The following is a 17,886-nucleotide window of genomic DNA, read 5'->3' as shown; positions in this document are numbered from 1 at the left end:
CTCCTGCGTTACTCTACTGGCTTATATCCATGTAGGCAACAAAGAGTAAATTCCCCCAAGGCAGAACCCTTCGCTCAGTGCATGTTCAATCTCTAAAGGCCCAGCATAAACTAGCTGATGCGATGGGTAAAACAGTTATTTTTTCGCTTGCTTACCAAAGTCGTATTGGCAGTGTTTAAAAGATGGAGTATGGTATTTGCCATAATAATTCCAACCAACTTAATCTTTAATTTTCTAATGTAAAAACCAATGTGCAGGTTAAAGAGTTATTCAGTTGGATTACATGCCGTAGCCTTTATTTTTATTTACGGCAAAACAACAGGAGTATATATGTTTCAAGTAACTACACCGCAGAGCAGCGAAGACTGGCAAGCGTACTATCAATTACGTTGGGAAGTACTACGTGCGCCTTGGAATGAGCCTCGTGGCTCTGAACAAGATGATATGGAACAAGACTCAGAGCATCGCTTTATAAAAAATAACAACGGTGATGTGCTTGGTGTGGCCCGTTTACATTTTAACAACCATGAACAAGCGCAAGTACGTTACATGGCCGTAGCCGAAGGCAACCGTAATCAACATATTGGTAGCCGTTTATTACATGAGCTTGAAAAAATAGCATGGACGCAAAATGCAGGCGAATTAGTGTTATTTGCTCGCGAGCGTGCGCTTGAGTTTTATAAGCGCCACGGCTACGAGCTAAAAGAAAAAGCCCACCTTGCGTATGGCGATGTACAACATTTCAAAATGATTAAGCAAAAGCCTAGTGAGCCGGGTTGGTTTCGCCACCCTGATTGGACGCAAGTACTGCAAAATATTTGGCGTGAATCAATCCCAATTAGTGATGCAATGGGTATAAAAGTAGAAAGCTACACTGATTGGCAGTTTACAACGCGTGCTGATTTAGACGCTAACTTAAACCTACACAACACCATGTTTGCAGGCTCTATATACAGCTTAGCAACCTTAACAGGTTGGGGCGCAACGTACTTAGCGCTTAAAGAGGAAGGGCTTGAGGGCAATATTGTATTAGCCGATGCCACTATAAAATACTTAAAACCACTTAATACCGACCCACGCGGTTGTGTTGATGTGCAAACCTGTAAAGGTAAGCTCAGTGAGCTGGAAACAACAGGCAAAGCAAGCTACGTAGTACCTGTTACTATATTTGATGGCAGCGATGTTGTTGCAGAGTTTGAAGGGGTGTTTGCCGTTAAAAAATAACGAGTAACGCTTTAATAAAAAAGCCAAGCACTTTATAAAAGGGCTTGGCTTTTTTTATGGTGTATTAATAAATTATAGTAAATCGGTAAGTAATATACCTACACCAATACGCTCTACATCAGCGTTATAATCAATTAGGCTCTCACCGTAACCGTTAAAGTACTGCGCGTAGCCACGCAAACGACCCCAAAGCGGGAATGACCAATCTAGTTGAAGTGCACCACGGTTATCTGAATTTAAATTGTTACGAGTCATAAAGCTAAACTCGTGATCGTGATAACGATACGCCCCGCCAAATTCAAAGTAACCCATGTATTTGTAAATATCTGGATTGTCGTCGCCATCGGCTTCTAATATATTGTCTTTTTCATCCTCGGCAATGCGATACCAAGGTTTAAAGCTAAATACAAAACCGCTCTTTTCCCATATAAAATCGGCGTAAATTCGGTTCCATGAACGAGAGTTTGGCTGGCTGCGGCCATTAGATTGGTGCGAAATACCCAGCGCTATGGCCATTTCGTCGCCCCAAAGTACGTTTTCTTGGTCTAGGTAGTTTACCCAAAATATTTCTGGTTCGTAGTTGGTTTCACGAAACGGAGAAGAAATCTCTGAGTTATAAATTTGCCAATACGACTGCAAGGTAAAGCCAAAAAAGATGGCTTGGTCGTCATCTGCAAAATCATCGTACAGTGGTACCTTAATAGAAAGCTGGTATTTAGCCTCTAGGTTATCAAGGGGTTCGCCATTTTCTTCATCTGTTAGCTCGTCAAAGCCATCAAACGGGCGATCGTTAGGGTGCGAGACATACGATAAAGGTAAAATGTAGTTACGTTTATGCGGCGTAATTACGTTACGATTTTTTTTACTTACCTCTTCGCGAGCCTTGCGTTTATCAAGTGCGGTAAGTTGTTTGTTTTCTTCAAGGGCGGAGCATTTTGTACGCAGCTCGTCTAAGGTTTGCTTACCATCGCCACCAATTACTTCATTTAAAATACATTGCTTAACTAGCTCTATGTCGTTGTCTTGTTCATTTTTTTTAACCTCTTGTTGGGCAAAAGAGGGTGTGCTTAGTAAAGCCGTAACTGCAATCCAATAACGCCAGCTCATTGTTTATTCCTTTGAGAGTAAGGTAGATTTATAAATTATAACGTGTTTTTACATTTGTAACGGTGAACTTTCACTGAATTTACACTTATTTGATTACCTTACGTTTACACCGTTATCACAGATCAAAAAAAGCGGCATATAGCCGCTTATATTGTAAGTTAGTTAACTTACTCTCACGCAATGAGAAGGGGGAGTTATAGCGCGGTGCGTTATAACTCAAATACGTTAGTAAAAAACTTATAAAGTTCAGTGCCTTGGTTTACGCTTGCTGAGGCAAAATGCAAAATAGCAATTGCATCGCAATCGAGGCTTAATGTTTGTAGGGGCTGCTCAGTTAAATAGCGCTCCATGCGCAATATATGGGCTATTGGCTCACCTGCCTTTATGTGTGCGCCTAATGGGGCAACATATTCAACCATGCCGCCAATCGGCGCATAATAAGCAAAGTAGTCATCTAAATGGCACGCATAACGGGTCATCTGCTTAGGTTGATGCACTGCATCTACCAATACATTTTTATGGTTCAAATAGCTTAAAATGCTGTTTGCATCGTCAAAGGCGGCTGCTAAATCTATTTTTTCTTGGCTGCCTAGCTCTACTGTAAAGGCTTCAACCTGTACATTAAAGTCCCTGCCTTGCGCACTAAGTGCATCACTTAGATGCCACCATGGGCAAAAGCTAGCTTCATCCATTGCGCCATCAAAGTCGCTTGGAATAAGCAGTACGTGTTCAATATTAAAATAACGTGCGCTGTCGCTGGCATACGTTGGACAGTACAGATGCTTACTTGAAATAGGCCCCGTGTGTAAGTCGAGCACGATATCGGCTTGATGCGCAAGCTTTTGCAGGTTAAGCGCAATGCGTTTACCGGTATTGAGCAAGTAAGCTGGGCCATTAAGTTTGGCATCTATTTCATCAAGCAGGGCTTTTTTAAAGTTACTTTTTAAAGCTGCATCGTCGTACTGGCTATGCTCGTGTGCAAACTGGGTAACTAAATCACTATTGTAGTGATACATACGGTTCCAGTTAGTGCCAGTAATAGGGTCGAATCGGCCAAGGGTAAATTCCCCTGACTTTTGATTACAACCAATAGGGTTAGCATAAGGTACTAAGGTAATGTCGCCTTTTAAATTGAGCTGTTTTAACTGCTCTAGCAGCTGAAAAATAACCGCGTTACCTTGTACCTCGGCGCCATGCATATTGGCTTGGATATACACGCTTGGCCCGCTGCCATCGCCTTTTAAGCGATACACCGGAATAGTTAGAGGTAAGCCGTTTGCTACTTCCCCTACTACAATATTTTCTTGGCTAATGGGTGTTGTTATGCTCATGTTTATTACCTTAAGTAGTGATTGGCATCTTCTGCTTGGCGCACACACGTGAGCTCGCCATTTTGTAACACGTATTCTGCAGCTAGTTCATGGCATAAAAAATAGGGCATGCTTTCGGTAAAACCATAGGCGCCACATTGGCTAAACACCAGCCAGTCTTGCTCGTTTAAATCGCTTGGTAGGCTATGCTCGCCTAAGCAATCAAGGGCAGTACATAATGGGCCGTATAAGCTCATTGCTTGTTCTGGCGCTGTTGATTCGCGCAGTAACGCCGCAGGAAAATCTTGGCTTGTAACAGCAGGGCGTAATAAGTGGTTAATACCACCGGTTAAAATAACTTGCTGTTGCCCGTAGTTTTGTTTGCACTCAACGACGGGGTTAGCGTAATGTCCGCATTCGCCTACAGCGTAACGGCCAAGCTCCATCCAAAGCTCGTCTACACCCGCATCTTTTTTAATTTTTGCCAGCGCGGTGATTAATCCATCCCACTCAAGTGTTGCATCGTTTGGTGTGTAAGGAATACCTAAACCGCCGCCTAAGTCTAAAATTTTCAGGTTTATATTTAAGTTATTAGCCAAGGTGGTAAGCGGTGCAATCATTTGCGACCACAGCTCGCTTAGCTTTTGTGTGCTAAGCATGTTGCCCCACTGAAAAATATGTAGGCCATCAAAATTAAGTGCTGGGTAATCGCCAGTATTGAGCGCTTGCCATTCATCGCAACCAAGCCCAAACGGTGTAAGGCTGTCACCCCCTAATGGGTTTTTTTCACCTTCTGGCCAGCGTAATTGCACACGCAGTAATACTTGCAGCTGCGTATTTTGCAGCTGCGCTTGCTGGTTTAACCAACGTACTTGATTGAGGCTTTCGGCAACAAAAATACGCACGCCGCGCTCAATAAAGTGTTTAATTTGTTTAGGGCTCTTTGCAGGCCCTGTGTTGAGCACGCGCTGTGAACTAATACCTTGTGCAAGGACTTGTTCAAGCTCACCTTTACTTGCTACGTCAAAGTTAAATCCGGCGCTGTCTAGGCATTGAATAACCTTAGAAAGCGGATTGGCTTTTACCGCATACCAAAGCTTTACATCGGTTTGCGCAACTAAACGGGTAAGGTGTGCGTTTAGTTTGTCTAAGTCGTAAACAAAAAAAGGTGTATCAAGTTGCTGAGTAAGTGTATTTACGGCGGCCTTGATAGGCGTGCTCAAAAAGCTCATTATCGTAAAACCTCTTCTAGCAATAACGATGCATCGCTTTGCTCGTCGCGGTATTTAACAATGAGTGCACACGACATGCTTAGGCCTTGCTCACGAGCCCATTCGTTAGACGCAGGGCGAGAACCTGGTATTACAATAGCGTACTCTGGAATTGGCTCGCCTTTATCTAGCTGGCGCTCGTTAACACAGTCGTAAACCGGAATAGTTGCAGATAAACGCACACCTGGTGCAAGTACAGCGCCTTTTTTAACCACTACGCCTTCAACAATGACACAACCTGCGCCAATAAACGCATCGTCTTCAACCACGACTGGGCTTGCCCCAATTGGCTCAAGTACACCACCAAGTTGAACAGCTGCGCTTAAATGTACATTTTTACCAACTTGTGCACATGAACCCACTAATGCGTGGCTATCAACCATCGTACCTTCGTCGATGTATGCGCCAATATTTACGTACGCTGGTGGCATAATAATAGTGCCTTTAGCTACGTAGGCACCGCGGCGAACACTGGTGCCACCTGGTACCATACGCACGCCATCGTCAGTGCTAAATTCTTGTGGTGCAAGGTTGTGCTTATCAACAAACCCGCCTGCAAACTCGGTGTTAGTGCCATTTTTAAAGGCTTCTAAAATGCCTTGTTTTACTTCTACGTTAGCTTCCCATTGGCCGCTTTCGTTTTGTGATGCTGCGCGTACTGCGCCCGATTCTAAATTATTTAGTAGTTCTAACCAGCTCATTATAAAAACCTGTGTTTAATGCCAAGATAAAATGGTGTCGTTTGCAGTGGTAATGCAATCGGTTTGCGTTAACTCAAGATGCGTTAAAGGTGGACGCAACAGTGGGCTATTTAAACGCCCTTGCTGGTGCATTAGCACTTTAACGGGAATAGGGTTTGCTACAGCAAATAGGCTATTGATAGCGCGAGTCCACTGAGCAAATAAATTGGGGTGTTGACCGCTTAGGCTGCGCTTTACAAATTCGTGTGTTTGCAAAGGCCATGCATTGGCCGCAACCGAAACTAAGCCTTTTGCACCTGCTTGGGCAAAGTAGGGCATAAGTGCATCGTCGCCACTGTATAGCGCTAAATTAGGCGCGGCTTGTCGGTATGCTTCAAATTGGGTGATGTTGCCACTGGCTTCTTTTAAAGCCCACAGTTTTGGGTGCGCTTTTAAGTTTTCAATGGTTTCGATAGGAATGCTTACACCGCTGCGCCCAGGTACGTTGTACAACATACACGGATGCGCGCTTTCGTTTAATAAGCTTTCGTACCAATGTGTTTGACCTACAGCCCCTGGTTTTGCATAAAGAGGCGAGCCTAATAAGTAGCTGTGAATAGGTAATTGGTTACAGTAGCTAACCCATTCTTTTTGTTGGGCCAAATTACTACCACCAACAGCAACCATAAGCGGTACACTGGGTTTTAATTGGCACACGTGCTCAACAATGCCTTGCTGCTCTTTAAGCGTAAGGGCTAAGCCTTCACCTGTGCTACCGAGCAGTAAAATACCGTTGTGTGCCGCTTCTTGTTCGCTAACAAGTGTTGTGAGCGTGTCGTAGTCAACATTACCTTGTTGATCAAACGGCGTAACAAGCGCTGTCCACAGTGCGTAGTCGTCTAAATTGAAGTTGTGAATCATCTCTTACGAACCTATAAGGTGTTCGAGATATTAAGGAGGCTGTATGATGTGAGCCGCATTAACGTCGTTCGAACAGTATTCGAAGAGCGAATGGGCTTAAAATAATAGGGCGCACGGCCTTATTATTTAAGACCAGAAGCTCTCCACCAAACTAATAAGCTGTTTTAAAACAGCTATTGGTGACAGTCGCTAGGATTCAACCTAGTCGCCCGAAGTAATTGCTTCGCAAAAGCGTTTACCTCTCGGCGGTATTCCCCTCACATATGCTCACTGGAGTTTGCGCTCCTAACATACGCTACCTGAATAACGCACCTCTTCTAGCCCTTTGTATTTTGTTTAACCGCAAAAGGTTTAACAAAATACAATTTAAATAGGGTAATTGCGGCGATTAAAACATTTTAGCCGTCTAGGTGTCAAGTTGCAGGATACAGATTAGTTCATCGAAAATGCGGGTGGTTACGTATTGGCTGCTTTTCTCGTAAACTAACCCTATGAGCAGTGATGAGGTATTTAATAAGTATGGAAAAATTTAGCGATATTTATAAGCGAGCAGTAGAGCGAAAAGGCTCTGAAAAAATGCTTAAGTTATTACTCGCAAAACCCTTATCTAAAAAAGCATTAAGCGCATTAAGTGACGACGACTGGCTTGAAGAGTTTACCCGTAAAGTATTTCAAAGCGGGTTTTACTGGTCGGTAATAAACAGTAAATGGCCAGGTTTTAGAGAGGTTTTTTGGCAGTTTAGTGTTGATAAATTACTTATGATGCCGCCCGATATGCTCGAGCAAAAAGCAACTGATGAGCGCATTATTCGTAATTATAAAAAGGTAAAAACAATTCCTGAAAATGCCTACATGATCCACGAAATAGCACAGCAACATGGCAGTTTTAGCCAGTTTGTAGCTAACTGGCCAGGCGATGACATTATTGGTTTATGGGCGCATTTAAAAAAACACGGCGCCCGTTTGGGCGGCAATACAGGCCCGTATGCCTTAAGAGCGCTTGGTAAAGATACTTTTTTACTTTCGCGAGATGTGGAAAGCTACCTAAGAGCGCACAAAATTATCGATGGCGGCCTGCAAACTAAAAAATCACTCACTGCCGCACAGGCGTTTTTTAACGAAATGCAAAAGCAAAGTGGTTTGAGCCTGCAAGAACTTAGCTTAATTGTGGCTTACAGCGTGGGCGACAATCGCGTAGGCATAAGCCAACAAACAGAGGATTAACCATGAAACTAGTGCCAAGATACACAGACATAGCAGATAACTTCGCAATAGAGGACAGTTCTTCAAGCGTTGCAGCCCCGCAATTACTTTTGTGGAACGAAGCGTTAGCACAGCAGTTTAATATAGATGTTGAGCCAGCGCTGCGGGCCAGTACTTTTGCTGGTAACGAGCCACAACCGGTAAATGCTGTAGCGCTTGGCTATTCTGGGCATCAGTTTGGGCACTTTTCGCCGCGCTTGGGGGATGGGCGAGCGCACTTACTGGGTGCTATCAGCGATGATAAAAATCAGCTGTGGGATATTCAGTTAAAAGGCTCAGGCGCCACGCCTTTTTCAAGAGGAGGCGATGGACGATGTGCACTAGGCCCCGCTATTCGCGAGTATATTATGAGCGAAGCTATGCATGGCTTAGGAATTAAAACCACGCGGTGTTTAGCTGTTGTCGGCACAGGCGAAGCTGTTTATCGTAATCCGCCGCAACCAGGCGCAATTGTTACCCGCTTAGCAAGTAGTCATATTCGCGTTGGCTCGTTTCAGTATTTAGCAACTCAAGGTGATGTAGAGGGATTAAAAAAATTAGCTGATGTAGCCATTGAACGCCATTACCCAAGTATTCAATCAACAGGGGCTCAGCGCTATTTAGACTTTTTAGAAGCCGTTATAAATAGTCAGCTAGCGCTGGTTATTAGCTGGATGCGAGTAGGCTTTATTCATGGCGTTATGAATACTGATAATACCTTGATAAGCGGCGAAACTATCGACTACGGCCCGTGTGCAATGATGAATACCTTTGATTTTGATACCGTGTTTAGCTCAATTGATAAGCAAGGTCGCTATGCCTATGGTAATCAGCCAAATATTGTAAGTTGGAACTGCGCGCGTTTAGCCGAGAGCCTAATCCCGCTAATAGATGAAGATGACGAACAAGCTGTAAGTTTAATGACGCCGCTAATTAATCAGTTTTCTACGTTATTTAACGAGCAATATAATCAAATGTGGGCACAAAAATTAGGCTTAGCAGGTTATAACGAAGACGATGTAGAGCTTGTAAGTAAGTTATTATTGTTATTTCAAGAGCATAAGCTCGATTACACCAACACCTTTGATGCCCTAACCGAGTCACTAAAGGGTGGCAAAGTGCCAGATAAATTAACGCAATGGGCCCAGTTATGGCAAAAAAGATGTGATGAAAACAGCTATAACCTTATGAGAGCGGCTAACCCAAGGGTTATACCGCGTAATCACATCGTCGAAGAAATCCTCGCGCAATATAATCAACACGGCGAGAGTGAGCTGCTAAGCGACTTCTTAGCGGTGATGAGTAACCCATATGATAAAACAGCTAACTTAGCCCGCTTTCAAGAGACAGGTAAAGATGACAAGGGCTATCAAACTTTTTGCGGTACTTAAGTATTGTAATTAATTGTAAGTTACTGATTATAAATAGTCATTTTTAAATGGTTCAGTGTCCAATGATTGAGCAGTTATATACTCGGTGGTATTGTTCGCATTCATAAAAAGTAACTATTTGTAAATTACCATAATTTATTAATTGCCGATTAGGTAAAAATTTTCACTTAACCTACAATTGGTGGTTGGAATGTCTGTATATCGTTGAAAAAATTTATAATCTTTATTTTTTCGTTAAGTATCGATTAACAAAAGCTCAGGTAGTGTGTACAAAACTGGTTGAGCTAGCATTGATTAGCTACAATTTTCTAAGTTGTTAAAATGGGAAGAAAACAATGAAATTAAAATCACTTACAATTGCAATTGCGTTAGCTGCAACTAGCGCGTCTACATTCGCTGCCGATAAAGAAGAAGGCCTTTACCTTGGTGTTTTCGGTGACTACTATGATGCGTCATGGAAAAACATGCGCGCACAAACTGGCCTTGATGTAAACGAGTCAACTGGTTGGGGTGTAGAAGCAGGTTACCGTTTCAGCGATTATTGGAGCGCACGTCTTGAGTATGCAGATATGGACTTTAACGCGTTCGATAAAGTAGCGGGTAATCGTAATAATATCGACGGCGAGCGTTACGGTATTGATGCGCTTTACCACCTTGACGGCGGCCCTTTCTACGGTCTATTCGGTATTAAAGAAATGGACGTAGTAGATGACAACACATTCTTAAACGCAGGTGTTGGTTACCAACACTTTATTACTGATGGCTTTTTCGTAAACGCTGAAACTGCGGTATACCAAGGTCTTGATAAAGGTTACACAGATGTAGGTGCTAAAATTGGTATTAACTACTTATTTGGCCAAAACTCTATGCCTGCACAGCCTGTAGAGCCAGCGCCTACAGCAGTAGTAGAAGTACCTGTAGAACCTAAAGACAGTGACAACGACAACATCCTAGATAAAGATGATAAATGTCCTAACACGCCAATGACAGACGCTGTTGATGGCGATGGCTGTACTTTATACGAAGACCGTGAAGTAACAACAAGCTTATTAGTTACTTTCCCACATGATTCTGCACAAGTTGGTCAACGTTACTTTGACGACATTGCATCAGTATCTGAGTTCTTAAAAGAGCACGAAGATACAACTGTACTACTTGAAGGCCACGCGTCAGCGGTAGGTAACGCAAACTACAACAAGATGCTTTCTAAAAAGCGTGCTGATGATGTAGCACAAGAGCTAATTAAAGATGGCATTGCTGAAGATCGCATTACAACTGTTGGCCTAGGTGAAGAACGTCTTAAAAACACAGCTAACACGAAAGAAGCTCACGCTGAAAACCGTCGTGTAGAAGCACATGTAAAATCTATTGAACGTGTAAAAGTTAAGCGTTAATAGTTACTTACTTTATTTTAAAAACCCAGCTTAGTGCTGGGTTTTTTTATGCCTTTAAAACAGCATATGCAGTATTAACCTGATTAAACAAGAATGATTATTACTTAACAAACATTCACGAAAATAGAATTTACGCTTACCACTATTCATAATATTTATAGTCGGTATAATCAGTTGCTTAGCTGGATGGATTTTCATCTATACATAAAAGCTTTATAATCCCGCGTTAGAATACTATAAGTATTGGGTTACTTTTTTTGCGCATGATGCGCTACCGAATACTTTCACGTCACCAAGAGGGCAATATTGTGCTACAAGAATATCGTAAACACGTAGAAGAACGTGCCGCGTTAGGTATCGTACCAGCGCCATTAGATGCTCAGCAAACGGCTGGTCTTATTGAACTAATTAAAAACCCACCAGCGGGTGAAGAAGAGTTCATTTTAGATTTACTAATCAACCGCGTACCACCAGGCGTTGATGATGCAGCATACATCAAAGCAGGCTTTTTAGCGGCAGTTGCTAAAGGCGAAGCACAATCTCCATTAGTATCTAAAGAAAAAGCAGCAGAATTATTAGGTACAATGTTAGGTGGTTACAACATTGCCCCAATGATTGAGCTACTTGATGACGAAACACTTGCGCCTATCGCTGTAAAAGGTCTATCAAACACATTATTAATGTTTGATGCATTTTACGACGTAGAAGAAAAAGCAAAAGCAGGCAACGAGCACGCTAAAAAGATTATTCAATCTTGGGCAGACGCTGAATGGTTTACTAACAAGCCAGCTGTTGCTGAAAAAATCTCTGTTACTGTATTTAAAGTAACCGGCGAGACAAACACTGATGATTTATCACCTGCACCAGATGCATGGTCACGTCCAGATATCCCACTTCATGCTTTAGCAATGCTAAAAAATGAGCGCGACGGTATCACTCCTGACAAAGCGGGTGAAGTAGGTCCAATCACTAAACTTGAAGAATTAAAAACACAAGGTTTACCACTTGCATACGTAGGTGACGTTGTAGGTACTGGTTCTTCTCGTAAATCTGCAACTAACTCTGTGCTTTGGTTTATGGGTGATGATATCCCATACGTACCTAATAAGCGCGTTGGTGGTGTATGTTTAGGTAACAAAATTGCGCCTATCTTCTTCAACACAATGGAAGATTCAGGTGCGTTACCAATCGAGTTAAATGTTGATGAGTTCAACATGGGTGATCAAATTGATATTTACCCATACGAAGGTGTAGTTAAGCGCCACGGTACTGATGACGTTATCTCTACTTTTGAACTTAAATCAGACGTAATTTTAGATGAAGTACGTGCCGGCGGCCGTATTCCTCTAATCATTGGTCGTGGTTTAACAGACAAAGCACGTACCTCTTTAGGTTTAGGCGCTACTGACGTATTTAAAGTACCAGCAGTCACTGAAGTGTCTGATAAAGGCTTTACACTAGCGCAAAAAATGGTTGGTAAAGCATGTAACGTAGCAGGTATTCGCCCAGGCCAATACTGTGAGCCTAAAATGACCACTGTAGGTTCGCAAGATACTACAGGTCCTATGACACGTGATGAGCTTAAAGACTTAGCATGTTTAGGTTTCTCTGCAGATTTAACAATGCAGTCATTCTGTCATACCTCTGCTTACCCTAAACCAATTGACGTAAACACTCACCATACGCTTCCTGATTTCATCATGAACCGTGGCGGTGTTTCACTTCGCCCAGGTGATGGTGTAATTCACTCTTGGTTAAACCGTATGTTATTACCAGATACTGTAGGTACTGGTGGTGATTCACATACACGTTTCCCATTAGGTATTTCGTTCCCTGCGGGTTCAGGTGCAGTAGCGTTCGCAGCAGCAACAGGTGTTATGCCACTTGATATGCCTGAGTCTATTTTGGTTCGCTTTAAAGGTGAAATGCAACCAGGTATCACTTTACGTGACCTAGTACACGCAATCCCTTACTACGGTATTAAGCAAGGCTTATTAACAGTAGAGAAAAAAGGTAAAATCAACGAATTCTCTGGTCGCGTACTAGAAATTGAAGGTGTTGAGCACTTAACTGTTGAACAAGCGTTTGAATTATCAGATGCATCAGCAGAGCGTTCAGCAGCAGGTTGTACTGTTAAGCTTTCTAAAGAGTCTATCAGCGAATACCTTGAGTCTAACATTGTTATGCTTAAGTGGATGATCTCTGAAGGTTACGGCGATGTACGTACAATCGAACGTCGTATTAATGCAATGCAAGAATGGTTAGCAAACCCAGAACTTATGGAAGCTGACGCTGATGCAGAGTACAAGCACGTTGTAGAAATCGACCTAGCAGAAATTAAAGAGCCAATCCTTTGTGCTCCAAATGACCCAGATGATGCGCGTTTACTTTCTGATGTTACTGGCGAGAAAATCGACGAAGTATTCATCGGTTCTTGTATGACTAACATTGGTCACTTCCGTGCTGCGGGTAAATTACTAGATGGCTTTACAGGTCGTATCCCAACTCAACTTTGGGTAGCTCCACCAACGAAGATGGATAAAGACCAACTAACTGACGAAGGTTACTACGGTATCTTTGGTCGTGTTGGTGCACGTATCGAAACGCCAGGGTGTTCACTGTGTATGGGTAACCAAGCACGTGTTGCTGATAAAGCAACGGTTGTTTCTACCTCAACACGTAACTTCCCTAACCGTTTAGGTACAGGCGCAAATGTATTCTTAGCATCAGCTGAGCTTGCTGCAGTAGCGGCAATTTTAGGTAAATTACCTACACCAGCTGAGTACCAAGAATACGCAGAGAAAATCAATGCAACGGCTGCAGATACATACCGTTACTTGAACTTCCACCGTATGCCTCAGTACACTAAAAAAGCAGACAACGTAATTATTCAGCAAGCTGTATAATTTAAAGCTGTTTTAAAAAAACCCGCTTAGGCGGGTTTTTTATTGGCTAAAATAAAATTGAATATTTCATGCTGTAATAAGTTTTAATTGAATTAAATATAAACATTACCCACTTTTTATATAAATAATAAAGCAAATATTCCTTTCTACATGCATTAAAATCTCTTTCAATATTCTCATTATTTTAAGCGAGATTTTATGACTGCATTAAACAACCAGAATTTACTGCAACTTCGTTTTATTAACCAAGCAAATATTGATTTGGTTAAGCCTTCTTTTGATAACCTACCTGCTAATCCGTATGCAGATGGTGAATTTCGTAAGCGTCGTTACTCGGTAATTAAATTTCAAAATGGTGAGCTAAAACTACAAGCTGCCAAAGCGTTTGTTCAAGACGATTCTATTAATACCTTTCAGGGTAATGTTGAGCGTACTTATGAAAACTTAGAGCAAAGCTTACTTGAGTCAGAAGGTATGAAAAGCATTGTAAGTGAGTTTTGTGAGCTTACCGGCATTGATGAAGGCCGTGATATTGAAATTCACCAATTTAGAATGCTTGCCATTGATAGCGATACGCCCGCAGCACCTGAAGGTGTGCATCAAGATGGGTTTGACCATGTTTGTGTATGTGGTGTTTCTCACGAAAACTTAGAAGGCGGCGAGCTGCTTGTATACGAAAACAAGCAAGCTGAACCGTGTTTTAAAATGGAAATTAAAGACGGAATGTTTGCACTAATAAACGACCGTCAAGTTTGGCACAATGCAACGCCAATGAACAAAGTAGATACAAACAAGCCGGGTTACCTGGATTGTTTTGTACTTACCTCTTAAGGAATGCTCATGAACATAGCGCAATTACGTGAGCAGTTTCCTGCATTAATACAAACCGTTGATGGTAAATCGCCAATATTTTTAGATGGCCCAGGTGGCTCTCAAGTGCCGCAGTCTGTACTAAGTGCAATGACTGCTTATTTAGGGCACTACAACTCAAACTTAGGCGGTGCGTTTTTTTCAAGTGATAAAACCGTTGAGTTGATGGCAAATGCGCGCCAAGCAGCAGCCGATTTACTTAATGCGCCAAGTGCACAAAATATAGTGTTTGGCCCTAACATGACCAGCCTTACCTTTAGCTTTAGCCGTGCTATTTCACGCGATTGGCAAGCCGGTGATGAGATTATTGTAACTAACGCCGATCACTTCTCAAATGTATCGTCATGGCAGCAAGCAGCGCAAGATAAAGGCGTTAAAGTTCAAACCGCTTTAATTAACGAGGCTGATTGCAGCTTAGATATGGCGCAGTTTGAAAGCTTATTAAACAGCAATACTAAACTGGTTGCGGTAACTTACGCTTCAAATACTACGGGTTCTATTAACGATATAAAACGTATTATAGAGCTTGCCCATGCTGTAGGCGCATTAGTGTACGTTGATGCCGTGCATTATGCACCGCACGAGCTTGTTGATGTTCAGGCCCTTGATTGCGACTTTTTGGCTTGTTCTGCCTATAAGTTTTTTGGTCCTCACTTAGGCATGGTGTACGGTAAAACACAGCACCTTGAAGGTTTTACGCCTTACAAAGTAGAACCAGCTAAAGATGTAGCACCAGGTCGATGGGAAACAGGCACGCAAAGCTTCGAAGCCTTAGCTGGTTTTATTGCCGCTGTTGATTACATTGCTGCAATTAGCGGGCTTGATGAAGGCCACACGCGCCGTGAAAAGTTAGCTGCGGCTTTTGCTAAAACAAAGCAGCATGAAATGGCGCTTAGTGAGCACTTTTTAACACGTTTGGTTAATTACCCGCGTATTAAATTGTTTGGTATTGATGATTTTGATCGCTTAAACGAGCGTACACCTACTTTTGCTTTAACGTTTGAAGGTTTAGAGCCACGTGAAGTGTCTGAATTTTTAGGTAAGCAACACATATGTGTGTGGGATGGACATTTTTACGCGCAAGGTTTGTGTAAGCAATTAGGTGTGCTTGATAAAGGCGGTGTAGTACGTATTGGTTGTATGCACTACAACACCATTGAAGAGCTAGATCAGTTGTTTAATTTATTTGATGAACTGCTCGGTTAAATGATACTAATTTTGGTGCGCTAACTTTTAGGCGCACCATATATTTGCTCTGCACGGTTAAATAGCACCCACGAGGTTAAAATATACTTATCGTTAGAGACAGGTTTATTACCTCGATGGGTATGCGTAAAGTAGCCAGGGGCAATGACCATAGTGCCTTTTTTAGGCGCAATTTTACGTTTTTGATAATAAAACTCTGTTTCGCCACCTTCCTCTACATCGTTTAAATAAAACATAAATAATAATACACGGTGCAGGGCTTCATTGTGTTGTAGCTGTGGATACACTTCACTATGCCAGTAAGGGTAGCCGCCTTTATTTACCTCGTACTTTTGCGCCTGAATGTTCCCAAGTCTAAATATTTGCTGCACCAACACAGAGAGCTGTGGTTTGCCCACTTCGTCAAAGTTATCCTGTGTTAAATCCACCACATCCCCCGTTTTTGGGTGATAAACTTTTAAGCCAAATGCGCCAATTAGCATAAAAAAGTGTGCTTCTACATAGTTAAAAACATGCTGTGCAGTGGTTTGCTGAATATGCTTTAATTGTTGGGCGTATTCTGGGTAACTGTTTAATTGCAGGTCGTGGCTGTCTTTCTTTTTTAAGTCCACACCACCAGAGGTTACACCTTGTTTTACATGCGGGCTGTTAGAGAATGTGGTAATAAAGTTATCGCAAAAATCATCGCTTAACGCGTTATCAATAACGTGGATAAAGTCCGTCATGATTTACCTTTTTATTTAGTTTTTATTTGGATTTTTATGTTTATTGAAAAAGTGATGCCGCGCTTTAGCGAAACAGATGCACTCGGACACATCAACAATACCGTACTACCTGTGTGGTTTGAAGCCGCACGCGTCCCTATTTTTAAATTTTTTACCCCCGATCTAAACCCACACGACTGGAAACTGATCATTGCTAAAATAGAAGCATCGTTTGTAGGGGAATTATTTTATGCTCACGAAGTGACGATTAAAACAGCTGTTGAGCATGTAGGAAATAGCTCTTTTACCATTAAGCAAGAGGCGTGGCAGCAAGGTAAATGCTGTGTTGTGGGTAAAACTGTATTAGTGCGTTATAACTTTAAAAACAAAGCTAAACAAAATTTAAGCGAAGCAGAAGTCGCAGCACTCAGCGAACACCTAGTTTAACTAGGTGCATTTACTCCACGCAACGAGGAGCGGTGATGTAAACCACAAGCGACAGCTGTGAATTTTTATAGCGTTATTTTAACGCATTTTGATTGAGTTACGCTTCTCACTTATATACTATTTATATTATATATTGTTGCACCGCTATGACAGGTACTGTTGAGCTGGTAGTTTATGGAGAATGAATGTGGCATCTACAACTGGCAATAAATCGTTAGAGGTAATAACGCTTAGCGATGGTAAAAGCTTAACTGCAGAAATATTGCCATTTGGCGCTATTATCAAAAGCATAAAGTTTAATAACCAAGAGATGACACTGTGCGTTAACGAACCTGCTTATTATTTAGAAAACCCATTTTATTTAGGGGCAACAGTCGGGCGCTACGCAAATCGTATTGAAAACGGACGTTTTGTATTATCAGGCACAGAGTACCAACTTAAAGCAAATAATGGCCCAAATAGCTTACACGGCGGCGAAAAAGGCTTTAATAAAGTACTGTGGCAAGTCACTAAACAAAGCAATAATGAAGTGGAGCTCTATTACTGCTCGGCAGATGGAGAAGAAGGCTTTCCTGGCCAATTACAAGTTTGGCAAACAATTACTGCACGCAATGGCGAGCTAATCCTCAGTTACAAAGCCATTACCGATAAAGAAACTCTCGTTAACTTTACCAACCACTGCTATTTTAATCTTGAAGGCAGTGAAAGCATTAATAATCACCTGCTGCAAATAAATACCGCAACGTATTTACCTATCGATAGTAACAGTATACCGCTTGTCCATCATGAAGATGGCTCGGGCAGCTGCTTTGATTTTACTCACCCTAAGCCCATTGGCGATGCACTTTGCGCACAGCATGCGCAACTTGATGCCGGTAGTGGCTTTGATCATTGCTATATTTTTAGTGATGACAATCGTTTAAAAACAATGGCTACATTAACCTCGCCACACACGGGCGTTAATTTAACCCTTAAAAGTACCCAGCCTGGTATGCAGCTTTATACGGCAAATTTTGTAGGCTCTCCTTTTAAAGCACGCCAAGCGGTGTGTTTAGAAGCTCAAAACTGGCCCAATGCAGCAAATAGAAGCGATTGTCCAAAAGCTAATTTATTGCCGGATGAAGAATATAATCATCAAATAATTTTTGCGTTTTCGCAATAACGTACTAATTCTACTGTTAAATTAAAGAAAACAAAAAGAAAAATACACGTA

General features: G+C 42.0%; 15 protein-coding genes and 1 riboswitch. Of the genes, 9 read left to right on the top strand and 6 right to left on the bottom strand.

Annotated features, from left to right (window positions below):
* The first annotated feature begins 330 nt into the window (after positions 1-330).
* Positions 331-1,224: a bifunctional GNAT family N-acetyltransferase/hotdog fold thioesterase gene (locus PAT01_RS09635; RefSeq protein WP_138578053.1), complete on the top strand. Its 894-nt coding sequence runs from the start codon at positions 331-333 to the stop codon at positions 1,222-1,224.
* 72 nt (positions 1,225-1,296) lie between these two features.
* Here the strand turns inward: PAT01_RS09635 and PAT01_RS09630 are convergent, their stop codons facing one another.
* The 5 genes from PAT01_RS09630 to dapA all read right to left on the bottom strand — a co-directional run bounded on the left by PAT01_RS09630 (position 1,297) and on the right by dapA (position 6,513).
* Positions 1,297-2,331 carry a phospholipase A gene (locus tag PAT01_RS09630; RefSeq protein ID WP_004588421.1) on the bottom strand — a complete coding sequence of 345 codons (1,035 nt, stop codon included), beginning with the start codon at positions 2,329-2,331 and terminating at the stop codon, positions 1,297-1,299.
* Positions 2,332-2,540: 209 nt separating this feature from the next.
* Complete coding sequence (locus PAT01_RS09625; protein ID WP_064386563.1) at positions 2,541-3,662, bottom strand: succinylglutamate desuccinylase/aspartoacylase family protein; 1,122 nt, start codon at positions 3,660-3,662, stop codon at positions 2,541-2,543.
* A 5-nt stretch (positions 3,663-3,667) separates the two neighbouring features.
* Positions 3,668-4,873, bottom strand: coding sequence for a PLP-dependent decarboxylase (locus tag PAT01_RS09620; RefSeq protein ID WP_138578052.1), 1,206 nt, complete (start codon positions 4,871-4,873; stop codon positions 3,668-3,670).
* Complete coding sequence (locus PAT01_RS09615; RefSeq protein WP_029773501.1) at positions 4,873-5,613, bottom strand: 2,3,4,5-tetrahydropyridine-2,6-dicarboxylate N-succinyltransferase; 741 nt, start codon at positions 5,611-5,613, stop codon at positions 4,873-4,875. The genes PAT01_RS09620 and PAT01_RS09615 overlap by 1 nt, the downstream gene beginning before the upstream one ends.
* Before the next feature lie 15 nt (positions 5,614-5,628).
* Positions 5,629-6,513, bottom strand: coding sequence for a 4-hydroxy-tetrahydrodipicolinate synthase (dapA, locus tag PAT01_RS09610; protein ID WP_029773500.1), 885 nt, complete (start codon positions 6,511-6,513; stop codon positions 5,629-5,631).
* A 128-nt stretch (positions 6,514-6,641) separates the two neighbouring features.
* Positions 6,642-6,838: riboswitch (Lysine riboswitch) on the bottom strand.
* Positions 6,839-7,032: 194 nt separating this feature from the next.
* On the opposite strand from dapA, the gene PAT01_RS09605 reads away from it, so the two are divergent.
* The 6 genes from PAT01_RS09605 (at position 7,033) to PAT01_RS09580 (ending at position 15,522) form a co-directional block, all read left to right on the top strand.
* Positions 7,033-7,737 carry a DNA-3-methyladenine glycosylase I gene (locus PAT01_RS09605; protein WP_096738934.1) on the top strand — a complete coding sequence of 235 codons (705 nt, stop codon included), beginning with the start codon at positions 7,033-7,035 and terminating at the stop codon, positions 7,735-7,737.
* 2 nt (positions 7,738-7,739) lie between these two features.
* Positions 7,740-9,146 carry a protein adenylyltransferase SelO gene (locus PAT01_RS09600; protein ID WP_154945394.1) on the top strand — a complete coding sequence of 469 codons (1,407 nt, stop codon included), beginning with the start codon at positions 7,740-7,742 and terminating at the stop codon, positions 9,144-9,146.
* A gap of 335 nt (positions 9,147-9,481) precedes the next feature.
* The gene (locus PAT01_RS09595) at positions 9,482-10,540 is read left to right on the top strand and encodes an OmpA family protein (protein WP_138578050.1); all 1,059 of its coding nucleotides are present in this window, start codon (positions 9,482-9,484) and stop codon (positions 10,538-10,540) included.
* A gap of 308 nt (positions 10,541-10,848) precedes the next feature.
* Complete coding sequence (gene acnB / locus PAT01_RS09590; RefSeq protein WP_138578049.1) at positions 10,849-13,446, top strand: bifunctional aconitate hydratase 2/2-methylisocitrate dehydratase; 2,598 nt, start codon at positions 10,849-10,851, stop codon at positions 13,444-13,446.
* A 198-nt stretch (positions 13,447-13,644) separates the two neighbouring features.
* On the top strand, positions 13,645-14,277 hold the full coding sequence (locus PAT01_RS09585) for a 2OG-Fe dioxygenase family protein (RefSeq protein WP_004588163.1): 633 nt from the start codon (positions 13,645-13,647) through the stop codon (positions 14,275-14,277).
* 9 nt (positions 14,278-14,286) lie between these two features.
* Positions 14,287-15,522, top strand: a complete 1,236-nt coding sequence (locus PAT01_RS09580) for a cysteine desulfurase-like protein (protein ID WP_138578048.1) — start codon at positions 14,287-14,289, stop codon at positions 15,520-15,522.
* 20 nt (positions 15,523-15,542) lie between these two features.
* On the opposite strand, the gene PAT01_RS09575 is transcribed toward PAT01_RS09580, so the two are convergent.
* Positions 15,543-16,247, bottom strand: a complete 705-nt coding sequence (locus PAT01_RS09575) for a 2OG-Fe(II) oxygenase (protein ID WP_029774123.1) — start codon at positions 16,245-16,247, stop codon at positions 15,543-15,545.
* Between the two features lie 36 nt (positions 16,248-16,283).
* Between PAT01_RS09575 and PAT01_RS09570 the strand changes: the two genes are divergently transcribed.
* Both PAT01_RS09570 and PAT01_RS09565 read left to right on the top strand, forming a co-directional pair.
* Positions 16,284-16,673, top strand: coding sequence for an acyl-CoA thioesterase (locus PAT01_RS09570; protein ID WP_024032015.1), 390 nt, complete (start codon positions 16,284-16,286; stop codon positions 16,671-16,673).
* A 187-nt stretch (positions 16,674-16,860) separates the two neighbouring features.
* Complete coding sequence (locus PAT01_RS09565; protein WP_249318376.1) at positions 16,861-17,835, top strand: aldose epimerase family protein; 975 nt, start codon at positions 16,861-16,863, stop codon at positions 17,833-17,835.
* Positions 17,836-17,886: the final 51 nt, after the last annotated feature.

It is taken from the genome of Pseudoalteromonas atlantica, from assembly GCA_007988745.1.
In the GTDB taxonomy this organism is placed as follows: Bacteria; Pseudomonadota; Gammaproteobacteria; order Enterobacterales; family Alteromonadaceae; genus Pseudoalteromonas; species Pseudoalteromonas atlantica.
The sequence above is the reverse complement of the archived record's forward strand: the minus strand, read 5'-3'. Positions and strand labels throughout refer to the sequence as shown.